20 protein-coding genes and 2 pseudogenes are annotated in these 17,659 nt (G+C 66.9%); 9 read left to right on the forward strand and 13 right to left on the reverse strand.

Going from position 1 to position 17,659, the window contains the following annotated elements:
- Window positions 1–526: 526 nt before the first annotated feature.
- The 3 genes from DMH01_RS42915 (at window position 527) to DMH01_RS02900 (ending at window position 2,878) form a co-directional block, all read left to right on the forward strand.
- A complete protein-coding gene (locus DMH01_RS42915) occupies window positions 527–1,138 on the forward strand; it encodes a hypothetical protein (RefSeq protein ID WP_199745344.1) in 612 nt (203 codons plus the stop codon).
- 93 nt (window positions 1,139–1,231) lie between these two features.
- The gene (locus DMH01_RS02895) at window positions 1,232–2,155 is read left to right on the forward strand and encodes a phage portal protein (RefSeq protein ID WP_158633182.1); all 924 of its coding nucleotides are present in this window, start codon (window positions 1,232–1,234) and stop codon (window positions 2,153–2,155) included.
- A 492-nt stretch (window positions 2,156–2,647) separates the two neighbouring features.
- The gene (locus DMH01_RS02900; RefSeq protein ID WP_125673564.1) at window positions 2,648–2,878 is read left to right on the forward strand and encodes a hypothetical protein; all 231 of its coding nucleotides are present in this window, start codon (window positions 2,648–2,650) and stop codon (window positions 2,876–2,878) included.
- 50 nt (window positions 2,879–2,928) lie between these two features.
- Here the strand turns inward: DMH01_RS02900 and DMH01_RS02905 are convergent, their stop codons facing one another.
- A complete protein-coding gene (locus tag DMH01_RS02905; RefSeq protein WP_233621382.1) occupies window positions 2,929–3,210 on the reverse strand; it encodes a hypothetical protein in 282 nt (93 codons plus the stop codon).
- A 157-nt stretch (window positions 3,211–3,367) separates the two neighbouring features.
- Between DMH01_RS02905 and DMH01_RS02910 the strand changes: the two genes are divergently transcribed.
- From DMH01_RS02910 to DMH01_RS02925, 4 genes and pseudogenes are all read left to right on the forward strand, one after another.
- A complete protein-coding gene (locus DMH01_RS02910) occupies window positions 3,368–3,574 on the forward strand; it encodes a hypothetical protein (RefSeq protein ID WP_125673565.1) in 207 nt (68 codons plus the stop codon).
- A gap of 166 nt (window positions 3,575–3,740) precedes the next feature.
- Entirely contained in the window at window positions 3,741–4,589 is an 849-nt protein-coding gene (locus tag DMH01_RS02915; RefSeq protein WP_125673566.1) for a hypothetical protein, read from the forward strand.
- A 196-nt stretch (window positions 4,590–4,785) separates the two neighbouring features.
- Window positions 4,786–5,148, forward strand: a complete 363-nt coding sequence (locus DMH01_RS42920) for a DNA cytosine methyltransferase (protein WP_199745345.1) — start codon at window positions 4,786–4,788, stop codon at window positions 5,146–5,148.
- Window positions 5,149–5,435: 287 nt separating this feature from the next.
- Window positions 5,436–6,611 (forward strand): annotated as a pseudogene (locus DMH01_RS02925) (IS30 family transposase).
- Between the two features lie 69 nt (window positions 6,612–6,680).
- On the opposite strand, the gene DMH01_RS02930 reads toward DMH01_RS02925, so the two are convergent.
- Complete coding sequence (locus tag DMH01_RS02930; protein ID WP_125673567.1) at window positions 6,681–6,884, reverse strand: hypothetical protein; 204 nt, start codon at window positions 6,882–6,884, stop codon at window positions 6,681–6,683.
- 96 nt (window positions 6,885–6,980) lie between these two features.
- Window positions 6,981–7,202, reverse strand: coding sequence for a hypothetical protein (locus DMH01_RS02935; RefSeq protein ID WP_233621383.1), 222 nt, complete (start codon window positions 7,200–7,202; stop codon window positions 6,981–6,983).
- Window positions 7,203–7,662: 460 nt separating this feature from the next.
- Here DMH01_RS02935 and DMH01_RS02940 point away from each other — a divergent pair, with 460 nt between their 5' ends.
- A complete protein-coding gene (locus tag DMH01_RS02940; protein ID WP_199745346.1) occupies window positions 7,663–7,947 on the forward strand; it encodes a hypothetical protein in 285 nt (94 codons plus the stop codon).
- A gap of 89 nt (window positions 7,948–8,036) precedes the next feature.
- On the opposite strand, the pseudogene DMH01_RS02945 reads toward DMH01_RS02940, so the two are convergent.
- A pseudogene (locus DMH01_RS02945) lies at window positions 8,037–8,177 on the reverse strand (MTH1187 family thiamine-binding protein); the annotation flags it as partial.
- Between the two features lie 87 nt (window positions 8,178–8,264).
- On the opposite strand from DMH01_RS02945, the gene DMH01_RS02950 reads away from it, so the two are divergent.
- Window positions 8,265–8,765, forward strand: a complete 501-nt coding sequence (locus tag DMH01_RS02950) for a MarR family winged helix-turn-helix transcriptional regulator (RefSeq protein WP_037341773.1) — start codon at window positions 8,265–8,267, stop codon at window positions 8,763–8,765.
- Between the two features lie 65 nt (window positions 8,766–8,830).
- On the opposite strand, the gene DMH01_RS02955 is transcribed toward DMH01_RS02950, so the two are convergent.
- The 9 genes from DMH01_RS02955 to DMH01_RS02995 all read right to left on the reverse strand — a co-directional run bounded on the left by DMH01_RS02955 (window position 8,831) and on the right by DMH01_RS02995 (window position 17,646).
- A complete protein-coding gene (locus tag DMH01_RS02955; RefSeq protein ID WP_125673568.1) occupies window positions 8,831–9,196 on the reverse strand; it encodes a DUF3817 domain-containing protein in 366 nt (121 codons plus the stop codon).
- Window positions 9,197–9,384: 188 nt separating this feature from the next.
- Entirely contained in the window at window positions 9,385–11,784 is a 2,400-nt protein-coding gene (locus tag DMH01_RS02960; RefSeq protein ID WP_199745347.1) for a GH92 family glycosyl hydrolase, read from the reverse strand.
- Window positions 11,785–11,891: 107 nt separating this feature from the next.
- Window positions 11,892–12,356, reverse strand: coding sequence for a hypothetical protein (locus DMH01_RS02965; protein WP_125673569.1), 465 nt, complete (start codon window positions 12,354–12,356; stop codon window positions 11,892–11,894).
- 28 nt (window positions 12,357–12,384) lie between these two features.
- On the reverse strand, window positions 12,385–13,485 hold the full coding sequence (locus tag DMH01_RS02970) for a hypothetical protein (protein ID WP_125673570.1): 1,101 nt from the start codon (window positions 13,483–13,485) through the stop codon (window positions 12,385–12,387).
- Between the two features lie 10 nt (window positions 13,486–13,495).
- Window positions 13,496–14,449 (reverse strand): hypothetical protein, encoded by a 954-nt coding sequence (locus DMH01_RS02975; protein WP_125673571.1) that lies wholly within the window; start codon window positions 14,447–14,449, stop codon window positions 13,496–13,498.
- Between the two features lie 14 nt (window positions 14,450–14,463).
- A complete protein-coding gene (locus DMH01_RS02980) occupies window positions 14,464–15,333 on the reverse strand; it encodes a phage tail domain-containing protein (RefSeq protein WP_125673572.1) in 870 nt (289 codons plus the stop codon).
- Window positions 15,315–16,958: a hypothetical protein gene (locus DMH01_RS02985; RefSeq protein WP_125673573.1), complete on the reverse strand. Its 1,644-nt coding sequence runs from the start codon at window positions 16,956–16,958 to the stop codon at window positions 15,315–15,317. The genes DMH01_RS02980 and DMH01_RS02985 overlap by 19 nt, the downstream gene beginning before the upstream one ends.
- The gene (locus DMH01_RS02990) at window positions 16,955–17,290 is read right to left on the reverse strand and encodes a hypothetical protein (protein WP_199745348.1); all 336 of its coding nucleotides are present in this window, start codon (window positions 17,288–17,290) and stop codon (window positions 16,955–16,957) included. The genes DMH01_RS02985 and DMH01_RS02990 overlap by 4 nt, the downstream gene beginning before the upstream one ends.
- 47 nt (window positions 17,291–17,337) lie before the next feature.
- Window positions 17,338–17,646: a hypothetical protein gene (locus tag DMH01_RS02995; protein ID WP_125673574.1), complete on the reverse strand. Its 309-nt coding sequence runs from the start codon at window positions 17,644–17,646 to the stop codon at window positions 17,338–17,340.
- Window positions 17,647–17,659: the final 13 nt, after the last annotated feature.

Below are 17,659 nucleotides of genomic sequence, written 5' to 3' on the forward strand. Positions count from 1 at the left end.
GAGGGCGGCCCGCTCGCCGAGATCATCCGCAAGACCGGCGAAGAGTTCATCCGCCTCCCCAATGACGGCCGCATCGACACCGTCACGAGTAACGCACGCTCGCGCCTCGGTGCTCGCGTCACGTTCGTTCCGCAGGACGAAACGGGTATCTGGGTTCCGGCGACCGGCATGTTCAAGGTCGCCGAGACCCCGCGCCGCGGCCTCGCCGGCATGGGCGGCCGGGCCTGGGAGACGACGAACGGCTGGGACCCGACCGAGAACTCCTTGGCACAGCGGACTTACGGGCCCGGAATGGAAGACATCTTCATCGACTTCCCCCAGGCGCCGCCGGGATTGTCCTTCCGTAACAAGGCCGAGCGCCGCCGGATTCTCCGCTACGTCTACGCCGGAAGCCCCTGGGTCAACCTCGACGACATCGAGGGCGAGGCCGCCGAGCTTCTCCGCGTCGACCCGCAACAGACGGAGCGCTTCTTTGGCAACCGCCTCGTCTACGCGGCAGGGACTTGGCTTCCCGACGGTCGTTGGGATGAGAACAGAGGACTCGCAGAGATCCCCTGTAGACAGGGCGTACATCTGCCTCGGCTTCGACGGTTCCGAGAACAACGACTGGACCGCGCTCCGCGCCGAGACCACCGACGGCTGGCAGTTCACGCCGACCTACGGCCCGGACCGGCGCCCGACGGTCTGGAACCCGGCCGAGTGGGGCGGTTCCATCCCGCGCGACGAGGTCCACGCCGCTATCGACGAATTGTTTACACGCTTCAACGTCGGCCGCCTCTACGCGGACCCGCACGACTGGTACTCCGAGATCGGCGAGTGGTCGCTTCGCTACGGCGACAAGCGCGTCATGGAGTGGGCGACCAACCGACAGGCCGCCATGTACGACTCGCTCAGACGCTTCGAGGTCGACCTCGCGAGTGGACGGCTCACGCACGATGCGTGCCCCATCGCGAAGATCCACATCGCGAACGCTCGTAAGCGGGCCGTCCCCGGCCAGAAGTACGTCCTCACCAAGCCCGCCGATCACCAAAAGATCGACGTGGCAATGGCTTCCGCGCTCGCACACGAGGCCGCCTCTGACGCCCTGGCGAGTGGGTGGGGGAAGCCGAAGTCCAGGCGGGTCCTCGTTCTCGCCTGACCGTCAATCCCCCCTTGACGCCGAGCGCGTCGTCATCGCCGCGCCACCGTGACTTCCCGGTGGCGCCCTCACGCGAAGGTAGGGCGTCACTCAGTGGCCCTGTCCAAATTCGAGCTTGAAACCCTCAACCGGCTCGCCGGCCAGCTCCGCCGCGACGCCGCAAAGCTCATCCGCTTCGGCGAGTACTACGAGGGCACCCACCACCTCGAACAGCTCGGCCTCGCCATCCCGCCGGACCTCCGCCAGTTCGTCGTCTGCGTGAACTGGCCGCGCATCACCGCGGACAGCCTTGAGGAGCGCATCGACCTCGAAGGCTTCCGGATGCCTGGCAAGCATGAGCGCGACGCCGACCTCTGGCGCATCTGGCAGGCCAACAATCTCGACGAGGAGAGCCAGCTCGCTCACCTCGACGCCATCGTCTACGGCCGTTCCTACATCTGCATTGGCTCCCGCGAGGACGACCCGGAGACCCCACTCATCACGGTCGAGTCGCCATTGGAGATGACCGCCGAGATCTCGCCGAAGACCCGCGAGGTCACCGCGGCCCTCCGGCTGTATCGCGACAAGGACGAGGACGGCCGCGTCGTCGACAAGGCGACGCTGTACTTCCCCAACGTCACCATCTGGGCCGAGAAGCGCTGGAGCGGTGAGTCCCGAGGCTGGACCGAGGTCTCCCGTGATAACCACGACCTCGGCCGCGTCCCGGTCGTCCCGCTGGTCAACCGCGCTCGCGTCGGCGACCACTACGGCGTCTCGGAACCCCAGGACGTCATCGACCTGACCGACGCCGCCGCGCGAGCGCTCACCCTCGCCCAGCTCGCCACCGAGGCCCTCTCCGTTCCCCAGCGCGCCGTCCTCGGCGCCCAGGAGAAGGACTTCGTCGGCCCCGACGGCAAGGTGTTGCCGAAGTGGCAGGCGTATTTCGGCGCCATCTGGGCACTGGAGAACCGGAAGCGAAGCTCTTCCAGTTCTCCGCCGCGCCAGGCCGCCCAGCAGCGCTTCGGCAAGAAGTCCTGAGCCAGTCCGCGAGCCCCGATCTCAAGAGGTCGGGGCTTTTTGCTGCCATGATGAAGACGAGAGCCTCCGGCCGCCCTCCCCGGATACTTCTCGCCCCTTCGGCGCCGCTCGGTTCGGGCAGGTAGTAGACTTCCGCCACACGGTTTGGCCCAGCGTAAGAGTCAGTACCCCGGTAGCGCCGGGGCAGGACCAGATACGAGCGGCCAGCCGACCTACCCGACGAGGTAGGCAGCAATACGAACGAATGCAACACCTGAACGAATGAAGACCACCCGGCCGTTGGTATGTCCTCCGCGCCGAGCGGTTACCCCGCCGTCAGACGACGACGGCGCAGCGCACCCGTCTGGCCTGCACCAATGAGGCCACCCGAGGTCGGGGCGCAGTAGCACCCAGGGCCACGCCCTGGCCCGACGTTAGATTTGCGGGCATGCGTACCACCCCTTAACCGGCTGGTGGGCAGACCTCGGGACTCGCTGGCGGTGAGGGCTGTACGTGTCCATCGGTTCGTTCTTCAGCGGGTTCCCAGAGATCTCCGTACGCGTATTCATCTGCGCTTTGATCGTGCTGATCGTCATCTACGCCACTGGCGCCGTGATCTACAGCCTTTTTCTGTGGAAGCGAAAGGACGGCGAGCCCTTCGAGTTGCGAATGCCGTTCCTCAAGCTGAAGACGGGACACCGCGACGAAGGCAGGAAGGAAGAGCCGCCGGCAGCGCCGGAGTAGCAGCCGCCGACTGGACTAGAGGCGCCGAAGGCTTCGAACACCGATCGGCTCTAGCTGACGAGTCGCTCAATCTCCTCGACGCGGCGGATAAGTCGAGCGGAGTTCACGGCGGCCGTCGTCGACCGCGCCCGCTCGATGACTCCGCGCGCCGCGTCCAGCTCACCCGCGCGGGCGTACGACTCGGCGAGCCAGGTCTGGTAGAGCGCGACCTCGCGCGCGTGCTCCGCGTCGTACCCATCGATAGCGGAGGTGAGCAAGGGCGCGGCACTCGCCGGGTCGCCCAGCTCGATGAGGACCCGCCCGGCCATGACGTCGATTTCGTCCCGCGACATCCAGTAGACCCAAGGGGGCTCGGCGATATCCGGAGACCGCGACTCATAGGCGTCATCGACCGCATCGAGCGCCCGCTCGGCCGCGTCCCGGTCGCGAGAGCGAGCGCTCGCCCAGGCGACGCGCTCAAGAAGAAGGTCCGGACGAGGAGGCCGCCCGGTGAGCCGCTTCCATGACCAACTCATCGCCGCTCGCCGCCGCGGCGAAGCTCCCGGCCAGAACCCGATCATCTCCCCGGAACAGATTCCGGTGACGTACGACTACGTCCGGGACATTCCGGTCGGGGTGTGCACCCGATGCTTCGGCGCCGTCCCTGTGGACCGGGTAGCCGAACACGTCGATTGGCACGACCGCAACGGTGCCTGAGAAATGGTGCCGCTCGGAGCTACGACTTCGCACCGGTCTAGCTGGCTTTCTACGGGGCATGGAATGTAACGTGACACGTCGGGCGGTCGACCCCTTAAAGAAGCGTCCGCGCTAGTCGCCGATCAGGGGAGCCATGCCACGTCCTGTCCTTATTAGCCTCGCCGGCTTGGGCGTGATCGCCGTCGTCTGCGTCATCGCGTGGCTCTATCTGCGCAGAAGGCGCAAGTGGGAGGTCGGCGTCGCACTGGCCGCCGTTGCGGTGGTGGTGGCATTCGGTCTACCGGTTCTGGCCAAGCCGATTGAGGATGCCTGGAGCCCGGTAACAGACGGTAAACAGCCCGAAATTGCCGAACTCGCTCCACCGGTTCCACCCCCTGGTCAGCCGAAACCTGCGATCGGCCCCGGATGGGGCCCACCTCGGCAGTTATTTACCCTTTCTCATCCTGCCACTTATTCAACATTTAACTCGATAACAGACAATTCATTCTATGGAGACGAACGGTCATTCTATCGCGTACGCCACAGCGCACAGGACTGCAAGGAAAGCTCGTCGCCCTGGAGAAACCACGAGAAAATAGCCGAGGGCGATTACCTGGCATTTCAGGTATTCGTGGAGAACTCGGCCGCTGACAGCCTTGACAAAGATGGTTCACACACCGTTCGCAACCTGAGACTGAAAATTAACTTCCCTGCCCTAGTGGGTGATCCGAAGACGGGCTCAGCTGGTCAAGCCGAAACGAGTGCCGTGCTTACCGCAGAAAACGCGAATCCCGATGCATACTGGTTCGTCGTACTCTTGTCATCCGACAGCGCTGTTCGACTAGATCTTGTACCTGGCAGAAATAGACTGCTCACCAATCATTTCAGCCCAGACGGACTAGAGGTACCCGATTCATTTTTACATGCTCCTGGCCTACAGCTCGGTTTCGATAAACTTGACGGAAGACTGCGCCCAGGATACTACTACGCGCTATATCTGTCCTTCTGCATGAAAGTCACGAAAGCGGCAGCGTAGGAGCACGTTCACAAAGAGTGCCCAGCACTGGAGATGTGCCTCAAGGTTCATTCGGACGCGGTGATGGTACTTAGCGAACCAAGAGGGTCAGAACCCCACTGAGAGTGGTGTTCTGACCCTCTTGTCCTATTAACCCTCATACGTTGACCATCTCTATGACGTTAATGGCAGCTCCGGCGCGCGGAAACAGATCCACATGGAGAAGGAGGCCGGGCGCTGGATCGACAACGGCACCGGCAGTACCCGGATCTCCCTGGAGGAGGCCGCCGTCCTCCAGTCGTTCCCGGCGGACTTCCCGTGGCGCGGTAACCAGACCCGCGCCTTCCACCAGATCGGCAACGCGGTACCTCCGTTGCTCGCCGCCGCCGTACTCGCGTCCGTCACCGGTCTCGAACCTCCGGCCCCGGCAGTCCCGCGCTTCTCCCTGCCGCCCCAGGACTGGGGCCTCCGGAACGGGAACCAGGCGAACGCGGCCTTCCGGCGCCTCGACGAGCCCGCCGGGACCCTGTTCTTCGGTCAGCGACTCAACTGGGTCGGGTGGGTGAAGACCCCTGAATGATCGACACGCAAAAAGGCCCCGCCTCCTCATGGCGGGTTCTAGCGATCCCCGCAACACCCTGGGTTCAGGGAGTTGCGGGGATCGTGGATTTTGAGAGGTTGAAGAAGGAGTTCTTCGAGGCTCTGGATCGGGAGAAGGGCAACATTTCGGGTGCTGCCCGGGTGGTTGGGGTTCCTCGGGGAACGGCTCACACCTGGGCGCGGCGGGCAGGAGTGCGGGGCACGGGGAAGTCAGGCACGTCCGGGCATCCGGGCCGGGCGGAGTACGACCGGCTTCGCGTGGCCGGTGTGCGACAGCGGGAAGCCGCGGCGCGGGTCGGGGTCAACGAACGCACTGCTCGTGACTGGGATCGCGGGATCCGGAAGATGAATAGCTCGCGCCTCCACCCGGATGGGCGCCGGATCGACTACAAGACAGGCGTGACCCATCGTCCCGGTGTCCTCGCAGCCGTCTGTCGCGGCGGTCGAGGCCACTGTGCACCCCCGGTACTTGACGGTGACCGAACGCGAGCTGATCGCCGACATGCGCCGTCAGGATGAGTCGTTCCGGGCGATCGGGCGGGCGCTGGGCCGCCCGGCCTCCACCGTCAAACGGGAGATCGACACGCGGTCGGTCAACGGTGTCTACCGGCCACACCACGCTCAGCGGGCCTGGGCGGCAAGCCGGCCGCGCCCAAAGAAGTCGAAACTCGCTCAGGACGGCCCGTTGCGCGACTATGTCGCCGACAAGCTGCGGGAACAGTGGTCACCGGAACAGATCTGTCAAGCTCTGATCATCGAGTTTCCCGACGATGAGGACATGCGGGTGAGCCCGGAAACGATCTACCAGGCGATCTATCTCCAGGCCCGGGGCGGGCTGCGACGCGAGGTCGCGGCCGCGCTGCGGACCGGCCGGACCCGCCGCAAACCACGCCGCACACCGGACCAGCGCACACCCCGGTTCGTCGACGACATGGTGATGATCTCCGAACGTCCGGCCGAGGTCGAAGACCGCGCGATCCCCGGCCACTGGGAAGGCGACCTGATCGTCGGCACCCGCAACGAGAGCGCGATCGTGACCCTGGTCGAACGATCCACCCGCTACGTCATGCTCGGACACCTGCCCGGCGGGCACACCGCCGAAGAAGTCCGTGACGTGCTCGTTCCGCTGATCCAGACCCTGCCCGCACATCTACGCGGCTCGCTGACCTGGGACCAGGGCTGCGAAATGGCCGCACACAAGCAATTCTCGATCGCGACCGGCGTTCCGGTCCACTTCTGCGACCCGCACGCACCCTGGCAACGCGGATCAAACGAGAACACCAACGGACTGCTCCGCCAGTACTTCCCCAAAGGCACCGACCTGTCCGTTCACAGCGCCGAAGACCTCGAACACGTCGCCCAGAAACTCAACCGCCGACCACGCAAACGCTCGACTGGTCAACACCAGCCGAGCGCCTGCGTAATCTACTGACGACCACATAGGCCATCAGGTGTTGCGAGGACCCCGAGAATCCGCCCATGGGAGACGGGGCCTTTTTGCGTTTACACGCGTTAGCGAAGCAGGCTCGCGACGAACTCGGCCGCCGCCTGGAGCATGGCTGGATCGCCGTACCCCATCGCGAGGACACCAAGCAGCATGACGCCGACGAGGAGGAGGACAGCGCGAGTGCCCTCCTTCCTCACGATTGCAACCACCACGCACGCGCAGAACAGGCCGAGAAGGACATACGACACGACGAGTTGAGCGACCACCACGGTCTTCTCCTTGCACCCGATGGGCGCGTGGAAGCACAAGCTCCACGCCTACATCGGCAGGCAGCGGCGAAGGAACGCCAGCGGGAACTCTCGCGTTTACACGTCCGGCTCTTCGCGCGGCTTGGGCGCGTAGCCAGGGACCCACTGGCCCGCCTTCGCGCCGCCGCGTCCCTCGTTGATCATGAACTGGACCCAGCCGAACCAGTAGCCGGTCGTGGAGACCTGCCACATCGACAGTTCGCCGCGGACCGTCTCCTGGAGATCCAGTCCCTCCGGGATATCCGCTCTGGGCGGGCCGACCGGGAAGAGCTGGCTCAAGTCCACCCAGACCTTCCGAGGAGGCCGGTAGCCCCGGATGGTCTTCTCTCCGGCGGGCCGTCTGACGTGGAGCGATCGAACATGAGTTCGATTCTGCGTGTGGCAGATCCGTCCTTCAAGCCACAACGCTCGCCCCGCCATGACGCAACGCGCATCCGAGGTATGATAGGTGTCACGTAGTAGGTGCCCCTTGTGCGCTTGACGGCATCGGCTACGAGTCGATCAACGACCGAAGAACCGAATAACGAGAACGAAGTATCGACACATGCGGCCTTGTTGCGAGCCGTATGACCAGTCCGCGAGAGCGGACACCTACGTTCCGTCCGGTGCACGCAGCACCGCCGGGGCCGGTTCGTAGTTGCAAGACCCGTCGGCCCTCGCGCTGACACGAGTTTCACGCGAACGCCATCCTTTACCGGCTGGTGGGACGCCCCGAGTCCACTAGCGGTGAGGGCTGCGTGTGTACGAGTTCGTCTCCCGTGTCGCGACTATGTCCGCGTCGAGCCTCTGGGCTCTCCCCTGCATCCTCGTGGTCGTGATCCTCGGCACCTGGTTCGTCACCCGCTTGATCCTCCACAAGGCGAGGCCCGGCGAACATGTCCGGATCAAGGCGCCGTTCTTCTCTATCGAGACCGGCCCGCCGGCGTCGCCGCCCGCGCCCGAGGAGGCCGACGGGAAGATCCCAGAGCAGCGTCCGCCCGCCGTCGAGGCGCCCAAGCTGGCCGACTCCGACCCGTCGAGCTGACCGACGGCCGTGACCTGCCCCGACACGGTTTATGCCCCTGACCTGGGGACTTCTGGCTATCAGGTCATGTACCCTATAGCCAACGTCGCTCCTTCCACATTGGTGAACATGGCGTTGGTGGAGTTCGGCAGGCCGGACTCCCGCACCACTTTCACCGCGCGGGCGACGGCCTCGCTGACCCCGCCGTCCTCCTCGGCCGCGGACGGGCTGACACTGAAGGCCACGATCATGTTCTGCTCCTCGTTCAGACAGTTTTTCCACGCATAACACCCGGTGGTGCGGCGTGGCACGGGTACCCGCTGGTAACTTCGAGCGCCATGAGCCGTCCGTTGCCGTTCGACCCGATCGCCCGCGCGGCGCAGCTGTGGGAAGCCCGTATCGGGCCGTCCGAAACCATGGCCGCGGTGACCGGGATCATGCGCGTGCAACAGATCATCCAGTCCGCGGTGGACGGTGCGCTCAAACCACACGGGCTGACCTTCGCCCGGTACGAGGCACTGGTCCTGCTGACCTTCGCCCGCGCGTCCCATCTGCCGATGCGCGTCATGGGCGAGCGGCTGCAACTGCATCCGACGAGCGTCACCAACATCGTCGACCGGCTCGAGAAGGACGGCCTGGTCAAACGCGTGCCGCATCCGACCGACCGCCGGACCACGCTGGTCGAGATCACCGACGAAGGCCGCGCACGCCGCGAAGAGGCCACGAAGGCGGTCACCGAAATCGACTTCGGGCTGACCGGGCTCACCGGCAAGCAGACCGAGCAGCTGACCGATCTGCTCACCAAGGTCCGCAAGGCCACCGGCGACTTCACCGAATAGCGCGTGAAGGCCCCCTTCCCTCGACTGAGCCGAGGGAAGGGGGCCTTCACGCGCTTAAAAGAAGATCAGGCGGCGGCGGTTTCCGGGGTCTTGGCGAACAGACCGACTCCGCCGTGCGACAGCCGCTGCGGGCCGTCGAGCTTGCCGTTGCGCAGCGCCCAGGACTCGAACAGCCAGGTGAACAGCGGCGGGATGCTGGAGAGCAGCGCGAGGATCAGGGTCTTCGGGCGCCAGCCGAGCGGCTTCGCCACGGACAGGGAGACCAGCATGTAGAGGACGAAGACGACGCCGTGCACCATGCCGAGGACGGGAACGCCGCCCTCGCCGAGCTTGACGGCGTACTTGAGGAACATCCCGACCAGCAGCCCGGCCCATGAGAGGGCTTCGGCTACCGCGGCCACGCGGAATACTAGAGCGGCCTTGCTGGACACTTTCTCCTCCTGTGGGGTCTCACCACTATGCGTACACACATGACTACGTCCGACGAGCACTGTCCAAGGCGGACTCGCCAAGAACGTCAACAGCGCTGTCGGACGTGGTAATACCAGTGTGAGGCGTGACGGCCCTCACCGGAACACCGGGGGCCGTGATGCTCCTCACGACCCTGGTATGGACCTGTTTAAAGGCCCGCGCAGGGCGATTTCGGCGCCCCTTCCGGACCGATCGCCCAAGTCGCCTCAGCGGCGTTGTCGGTGAGCTTGAAGTCCAAAGTGGTCCCTCGCGTCAACTGTTCCAATCCGACATACGCCCGCTGCGAACCGGTTCCCAGTCCTTGGACGTACTGGAGTTTCGCCCCGTCGGCACCGGCGGCCTTGAGGGTGATGTCACGGCCGTTCTCCAAGTGCACCACGGACTTCTCGAACCGCGGCGCGTTGAGCACGAACTGCCCGGTGCCCGGCACCGCCGGATACAGGCCCAGCGCGCTGAAGACGTACCACGCGGACATGGTCCCGAGGTCGTCGTTGCCGGTGACCCCGTTCGGCGCGTTGGTGAACAACGTGTGCGCCGCGCGCACCACGGCCGAGGTCTTCCACGGCTGCCCGGTCAGCGTGTACATCCACGGCGAGTGCAGATCCGGCTCGTTGTTCGGGTTGTAGCGGAACTGGTTGTAGTAGTTGTACGGGCCGACGACCCATTCCTCACGCACGGTCTTCGCCGGGTCCTTGACCAGATCCCCGTAGGCGAAGAAGTCGTCGAGCCGCTTGCCGACGTTCTCCTTGCCGCCCATCCGTTCGACAAGACCGGGTACGTCCTGCTGGGTCAGCCACTGGTACTGCCACGACGTGCCCTCGTGGAACCCGTCCTGGCTCTGCGGGTCGAAGGGCTTGCCCGCCGGGCTGAACCATTCGCCGCCTTCGAGTTTGGGCCGGTAGAACCCGGTGAAGCCGCGGTCGGTCACCGAGGAGTCCCACAGCGCGCGGTAGCTGCGACCCTTCTCCGCCAGGGCTTTCGCGTCGTCCTTCTTGCCGAGCCCGGCGGCCATGATGGACAGCGAGCAGTCCGCGAGCGCGTATTCCAGCGTGGCCGAAGCGCCGTGGTTCGGGTCGGTGTCCTGCCCCTTCTTCGGGAAGTCCTTGTCGTACTGGACGAACCCGTCCTTCTGATAGCTCACGTTCCCCGAGCGGCCCTGGAACGGCGAAGACGCGGGCGGGATCTCCCGCGAGTTCCGCAGAAGTGCCTCGTACGCCTTGAACTCCTGCCCAGACAGCGCACCGAACCGCCACAGGTCGACCAGGAACGGCGTGACCGGATCGCCGGTCATCGTGTTCGTCTCCTGGTTCGCGTACGCCCAGCGCGGCAGCCAGCCACCCTGGTCGTTGATGGCGAGCACGGACTTCGCGACGTCCTTCGCCCGCGACGGCCTCAGCAGGGCGAGCAACTGGTTCTGCGTGCGATAGGTGTCCCACAACGAGAAGAACTCGTAGTAGGTCCAGCCCAGCGCGCGGTGGATCTTGTCGTCGAACCCGCGGTACCGGCCGTCGGCGTCATTGCCGGTCAGCGGCTGCAGCAGCGCGTGGTACAGCGAGGTGTAGAAGACCGTGCGGTCGTCCTTCGTCCCGCCTTTGATGTCCACTGAGGACAGTTCCTTGCGCCAGGCGCGCTGCGCGCCGTCGCGGACCGCGTCGAACGAGCGGCCCTTCTCGGCCGCCAGGTTCAGCCGGGCGCCGAACGCGTCCACATGGGAGATCGCCGTCGTCGCGGTGACCTGTCCTTCGCCGAAGGTCAGCCAGGCACCGCGCAGTCCTTCACCGCCGGCGGACTCCTTCGAGCCCGGGGCGCCTCCCGTCGGCGACCAGGTGCCGAAGGACTTGAACGGCTTGTCGAACGTCGTGGTGAACCACGTCTTGTACGGTTTGCCGCCGCAGAACGCCTGCGACTCCACCATCCCTTCGACCGTCCGGTCCCCGACGATCCGGACCTGGCTCGCCGTGACGGGTTCCTTGTCGTTGGCCTGCCCGACGTTGACGAAAACGTTTGCGTCACCCGGCTTCGCGAAGGTGTACCGCTCGACGCCGGTCCGCGTGGTCGCGGTGGTCTCCGCGTCGACGCCGCCGTAACCGGTGAGCCGCACCTTGTAATAGCCGGGCTTCCCGACCTCGCCCTCGTGCGTGTACGGCGAGGCGTACTTCTTGTGGTCGAACGTCTCGGGTTTCGTGGTGTCGAACGCCGCGCCGGGCCCGACCGCGCCGGTGGTGGGCAGGGACGACACGAGGCCGCCCTGCTCCCAGCAGCCCGCGCCGGACAGGAAGAAATGCCCGAAGCCGCGGATCGCCGTGTCGTCGTAGCGGTAGCCGGCGTAATGCGAGGAAATCGGGCTGACCTGCGTCATCCCGAAAGGCGCCGAGGCGCCGGGGAAGGTGTTGCCGTCGTCCTTGGTGCCGATGAAGGTGTTGACCGCGTCCACGGGGTCGCCACCGGGCGCCGCCGCCGCGACGGGCGTGACCAGCCCGGCGGGGACAGTGAACACACTGAACGCGGTGAGCAATCCGGCGACGCGGATCGAAGTACGTGCGGGCATGGGAAAGGCCGCCTCCTGACAACGTTGTCGCTGCCTGCCCACCTTCGACAAGAACGGACCACCCGGTCAAGAGGTCCGTCGAACCCTGTCCGATTCAGGACAGCGACTCAGGACAGCGGGAGCACGAACGCCGCGACCCGGACCGAGCCGGTCCCCGACTGCCGCAGCCCCTCCAGCACGATCTCGGTCAGCTCGCCCTCGATGTCCAGCTCGACGACCTCGCGGGACACCTCCTCGCCGGCACCCAGCTCGGTGGCCAGCGAATCGCCGTCGACCAGCAGCCGCACCCGGCCGGTCGTCCCCGCGCCGGCGACGGTCTCGATGATCAGGCGCACCTCACCGGGCGTGACGAAGGCCCGCAGCAGGGGCTCCCACTCCGCCGACTCGGTCCCGGGCCAGTCGGCGGGCCGGGCGGGCGCGAACGGCTCACCGAGCGCGATCCCCGCCGAAACCGGCGCCGGGGCCGGCATCGCCGTCGCGACCCGGGGCGCGCCGGCCTCCAGCAGCCGCAGCCGTCGCTGGATCTCGCGCAGCTCCGACACCAGCGTGTCGGGTTGGTAGACCTTGCTCATGCCGCCTCCGCGCGGGAATGGAACGCGCTCATCCGGTCCCCAGTATCGGTGCCACGGTCAGCACGACCTCCTCCTGCCCGGCGTCGTCGCCGGGAGTGACCGAGAAACCGAGGATCCGCACGGTGACGTCGAGCAGGTCTCCGGCGAAGAACGGGTCGTCGATGAGCATCCGCGCGTCGTCGCCGACCGAGTACGAACCGACGACCGGGTCCAGATCGGCACGCACGGTCAGCTCCGGCAGCACCACCGGCCGCCTCCGGACGGCGAGTTCCCCGGCGACGTGCGCCGCGAGCAGGTTCGCGTCGGCGGTGTCCAGTTGCGGCGCCGCCGCCTCCAGCAAGGGCCAGCCGGCCCCGTGTGCGCTCGGGTCGGCGCGGATCACCGGCGCGCCCGTCCCGCCGCTGGACGTCCCGAGCATGCGCGTCGCCATACTCGCCGCGTCGCTCGGCCAGCCGAAGTCGATCAGGTTCGCACCGTACTCCCAGACGTGCGGCCCGCCGGGCTGCCCGAGCCGCGGATAGCCGAACCGGAGGAACCGTTCGATCGCGCCGCTCCCGTCGTACCGCACGTCGAAGGCGAAGTCGAAACCGTCGTCGGCGCCGGCCAGATCGCGCAGCACCTCCGCCACTGCCTTGGCCTCCGCGGGCGTGTAGCTCACCGTGCGCGCCACACCCGAAGCCGTGGCACCGAGGAACGTCACCCCGAGATCACCATCCACATGGGACTGCGCGAGCCGGACCGCACCTTGCGCCACGGCGATCTGGTCACCGGTGAACGGCACGGTCCTGGTCAGGTCGGCCGGGTCGAGGACGAGCCGATGGTCGAAGTAGGACAGGAAGTCCGAGGCGCCGAGCTCCAGCGTGCCCTTGGCCGCGGAGTACCGGCTCGTCCAGATGATCCCGCCCCACAACAGATCTCCGTCGCGATCGACGTAGATCGCCGTCCGGCCGGGTTCGGTCAGCGACCGCGGTTCCCGCACCCTGAGCTCGGGATCGTCGACGCGCACCTGGCCGCGCAAGGTCCCGCTGTCGTTCAGCTTCTTGTCGAACGACACCCCGGACAGCGGGAGCTCGTCCAGGATCGTGCCCTCGCGGAGATCCGCGATGAGGTAGGTGTACGTCGTGCCCATGGCCTGCCCGCTAGTAGGTGGAGAAGGTCAGGGCGTCCAGGCTGAGCCAGCCGGCGCTGCCCGTGGTGGCCATCACCGATCCGTTGGCATGGATGTCGACCCGGCCGACCGTGTCGGGGTTCGTGCTGACCGGGAGCAGCCACTGCGCGACCGGACGGAAGCCGACCGGCAGCGTGAAGATCGGCTTGTCGAAGGCGCCGGATTTGACCAGGCCGCGCAACCGCACCCACCCGTCGTCCATCACCGTGTAGGCGGCGCCGTTGAACCCGGCACCGTAGTTCTGCCAACCGTTCTGAAGGGTGGCCGCATGCCAGGTGTCGCCGCGCTGCGGCCGGTAGGCCACCCAGGCGTTGCCCTTCTTCACCTGGAGCTGGCCGGTGTCGAGCCGGTAGACGAACTGGCTGCCGTGTGCGAGCCCGGCCGGAGGAAGGTCGGCTTCGCCCCGCACCGGGAGGATCGCGCCCGCCGCCGCGGTGAACTGGCGTTTGTCCACAAGGGACGGTCCGGGGTTGCTGCCCGCCGGCGGGACGGTGATCTCGGCGAGCACGAGATATGGCGAACCCGACGGCACCGGGCGCACCGGTGTCGCGGCGCTTTCCCCGGCGTACAAGGTGATCGCGAACCGGCCGTCGGAGGTGATCTCGGCGACCACGAGGTCGATCCGCCGCAATGAGGCGTGCTGAGCACCGAACGGGAGTTCCCTCGCCGAGTCGAGGGTCACGATGTAGGCGCCGTCTCCGGGTTTGGCCGGATCGGCGAGTACGCCCTGGAACGGGTTGACCGTGACCTTGTTGCTCGCCAGCACACAGTTGCCGGGAAAGCCAGCGCCGTCCCGGATCCCCGGCCGCACCCGCAGCGGATCGAGGGCGTCGCCGGTCGCCTGCGCCTGCACGAGCGCGCCGGTGACCAGCCGCGCGTCGGCCGCCTCGACCCCGTTGCCCCAGCCTGGACGCCGTTCTGCCATCGTCGTTCCCTCCCCTAGATCCAGGCGTCGCGCCAGCTCGCGGTGAGCCTCCCCGACGCCGAGTCGTCGAACGAATCGAAACCGATCGTGGTGCTGCCCGGCGGGAAACCGAACCACTTCGACCTCGGCAGCAGGGCCGCGCGCCGGGACACCCCGCCGAGCAGGACGGTCCGGGCCGCGACGTCCACCACGAGTACGTCCCCCGCCGCCAGGCTCAAGGAGAACGCGAGCCATTCACCCGTCGAATCGTTGTGGATCACCGGCTGCGTACACGGTCCGGTGATCGTCCACAGTGGCCACGCGGTGGTGGTGCCCGCGTTCGTCACCGCGATCACGCCGTCGACGGATTCCCCGAACGTCAGCGGGAAGGTGAGCGGGAACGTGAGCCCGGTACCCGGCTTCGGCAGGCCGCAGGATTCCTCGTGGACGCCGGCGCCGTACCGCAGCGGATCCGGCGCGACCAGCTGTACGGAGAAGTCGAAACTGACCGGTGTCGTGTCCACCACCTTCGTGCCCGCGGTGAGCCGGACCAGCGCGCGCCGGGTCACGGTCCGCTCGGAAACGGCGAATTCGGCGAGTGCCGAACCGTCCGCGAGCACCGCCGCCAGCCGGTCTTTCGCCCGCTCGCGGGTGTCCTCGTCCGGTGCGACGGCCGTGCCCTCCAAGGTGATCACCCTGGCCGACCGGAACGACGGCGCGTCGAAACTCCCGTCCCGCTGCGGACGATCGGACAGATCGAGGCGCACGCCCGGCGCGCTGGACCAGCCGTCCTCCTTGGTCACCCACCATTCGACGCCGTCGCCGTCGACGGTGTTGCCCGCCCAGCCATCCACCGTGTACGTGGGCAGCGCGAGCACGCCGGTGATCACCGCTTCGCCGCCCATGCCACCTCCCTGGCCGCAACCCGGCCGATCTCGTATTCCGATTGACCCGCCCGAGGATGGACGTTCACCGTCACCGGCGACGCCGTCGTCGTCACCGCCGCGGCCCGGCCGAGCGGACCCGTGACGGTCGCGGCGATGGTGGTGCTGAGACTCGCCATGGCGGGTTTGATGGTCGCCGAATTCGGGACCGGGACGAGCTTCTTCATCGCGGTCGAAACCTGGTCACCGGTCCCGTCAATGCCGACGACCAGACCCTCGCCGATGTTCTTGCCGATCCCGGCCATCACCTGCGAAGGCGAGAAGATCTTGAGGATGCTCTTGATCGGGCCGGGGATCTTGTCGACGATGAAGTTCTTGATCGCGGACAGGATGTTGCCCGCCATGTCCCGGATCCCGCTGATGAACCCGGTGATCAGCGACTTCCCGGCGTCGTAGAGCGTGCGGCCGATATTGCCCAGCGCGCCGACGATCTTCCCCGGCAGCCCGCGGACGAACCCGATGACGCCGGAGATCGCCGAACCCACCGCGTCCTTGGCCTGGTTGAAGGCGTTCCGGACGATACCGACCACCTGGCCGACGCCGCGGATCGTCGCCACCACCGCCCGGATCGCCCCGGTGATCACCGCCTTGACCGCGGTGAACACCGCCGAAACCACGGTTCTGACGGCGTTGAAGTAGGTGGTGACGTAGTTCCGGATCGCCGTCACCGCGACCTGGATGACCTTCGAGATGAACGGCCACACCACCGAGATGACGTTCCGCACCGCGTTCACCGCGCCGACGACCACGTTCTTCACCGCGGTGAAGACGGCGTTGACGATGTTCCGGAAGGTCGTACTTCGGTTGTACGCCAAGACGACGGCGCCGACGAGCAGGGTGATGGCGGTGATGACGAGGCCGATCGGGTTGAGCCGCATGACCACGTTCAGCAGGGTCTGCGCGATCGCCCACAACCTGGTCGCCACCGCGACGACCCGTTGCGCGACGGCCACCGCGACCGTCCGGGCGGCGGCGATGGTCGCCTGCACCGCGGTTCTGGCATACCCCGCCGCCAGCAGTACGAGGTTCTTCACCGCCCCGGCGGCGGCCACGGCCGCGCTCCGCGCGCTCGCGGCGAACCGGCCCACGGCGGCGCCCGCGTTGGCGGCCGCCTGCCTCGCGGTATTCAGTCCCTGCGACAGATTCGCCTTCAGGGAAGTGCCGAGGTCCCGGATGGCGCCGGGCGCCCCCTTCACCATGTTCTTGAGATCCCGCCCGAACGCGGCGATCTCCTTCCCGCTCTCCTTGAGCCCGGTCCGGATGTCCTTGAGCGCGGTCGGCAGTTCCTTCATGGCCGCGGCCGCGTCCTGCACCTGGGTGACAGTGTTCTGCACGGCGGTCGCCGCCGTGGTGATCGCGTCGGCGTAGCCCACGACGTCGGTGACGGCGGCGGTGACCGCCGGATGGCTCTCCTTGAACTTCGCCGTCATCTCGGTGAGCTCTTTGGTGACATGCTCGGCGAAATCCTGCGTGATCTTGTTCGCGGCCTCCGAAACCGCGTTGGTGACCGACTCGCGGATCCCGGTGACCAGGGCGTCGACCTGGGCCTTGGCCGCTTCGGTGATGGCGGACGTCGGCGCGGTCACCGGCCGCCTCCCGGTGACGGCGCGCCGAAGAAGGCGGCGAGCTGCTCAGGCGTGGTCGCCACGACCTCTTCCTCCTCTTCGACTCCGGGTCTCGGCACCGGTCGCGGCCGTTCGGGCCGTTCGGCGTTCTCGTCGGAATTCGCCGTCACGAACAGCCAGTTGCCCACGGCGAGCTCGTCGACGGCGCCGGCGAGCAGGTGTTCGGCGATGCCCCAGCCCGCGACGTCGCCGTGCAGCGCGCGCACCAGCGCGGACTCCCTCGGCAGATGCCGGATCAGCACCCGCAGCCGCCGCGGGGAGAGCCTTCCGCGGTAGTAGTCGAGTAAATCCACCCGGTAGAACCGGAGAAGATCGGCTTCGACGGCCTCGCCGTGCTCTCTCAGGAGCTCGTCGAGGCCGAAGATTCCCCCAGCGACATGCCGGTGTCACGGCCGTACGCCTCCAGCAGGGCCTGGACGTCCTGCACCGAAACGGCGTGTTCGTCGAGCCGCTTGAACTGTTCGTCGCCGAGCAGGACCTGCAGCAGACCGTCCAAATCGGACGGATCCAGTGCGGCGAGCCTGCCGACGGAGTCGCGCGGCAGTTCGGTCGGCAGCGAGAAGGTCTCGCCGTCGAGTTCGAATTCCCACCGCTCGCCCAGCGCTTCCAGCCGTTGAGCGCGTGCGGCGTTGACGTTGTACTTCGCCATTTCCGGTGTTCCC

Source organism: Amycolatopsis sp. WAC 04182 (genome assembly GCF_003947465.1).
GTDB lineage: Bacteria > Actinomycetota > Actinomycetes > Mycobacteriales > Pseudonocardiaceae > Amycolatopsis.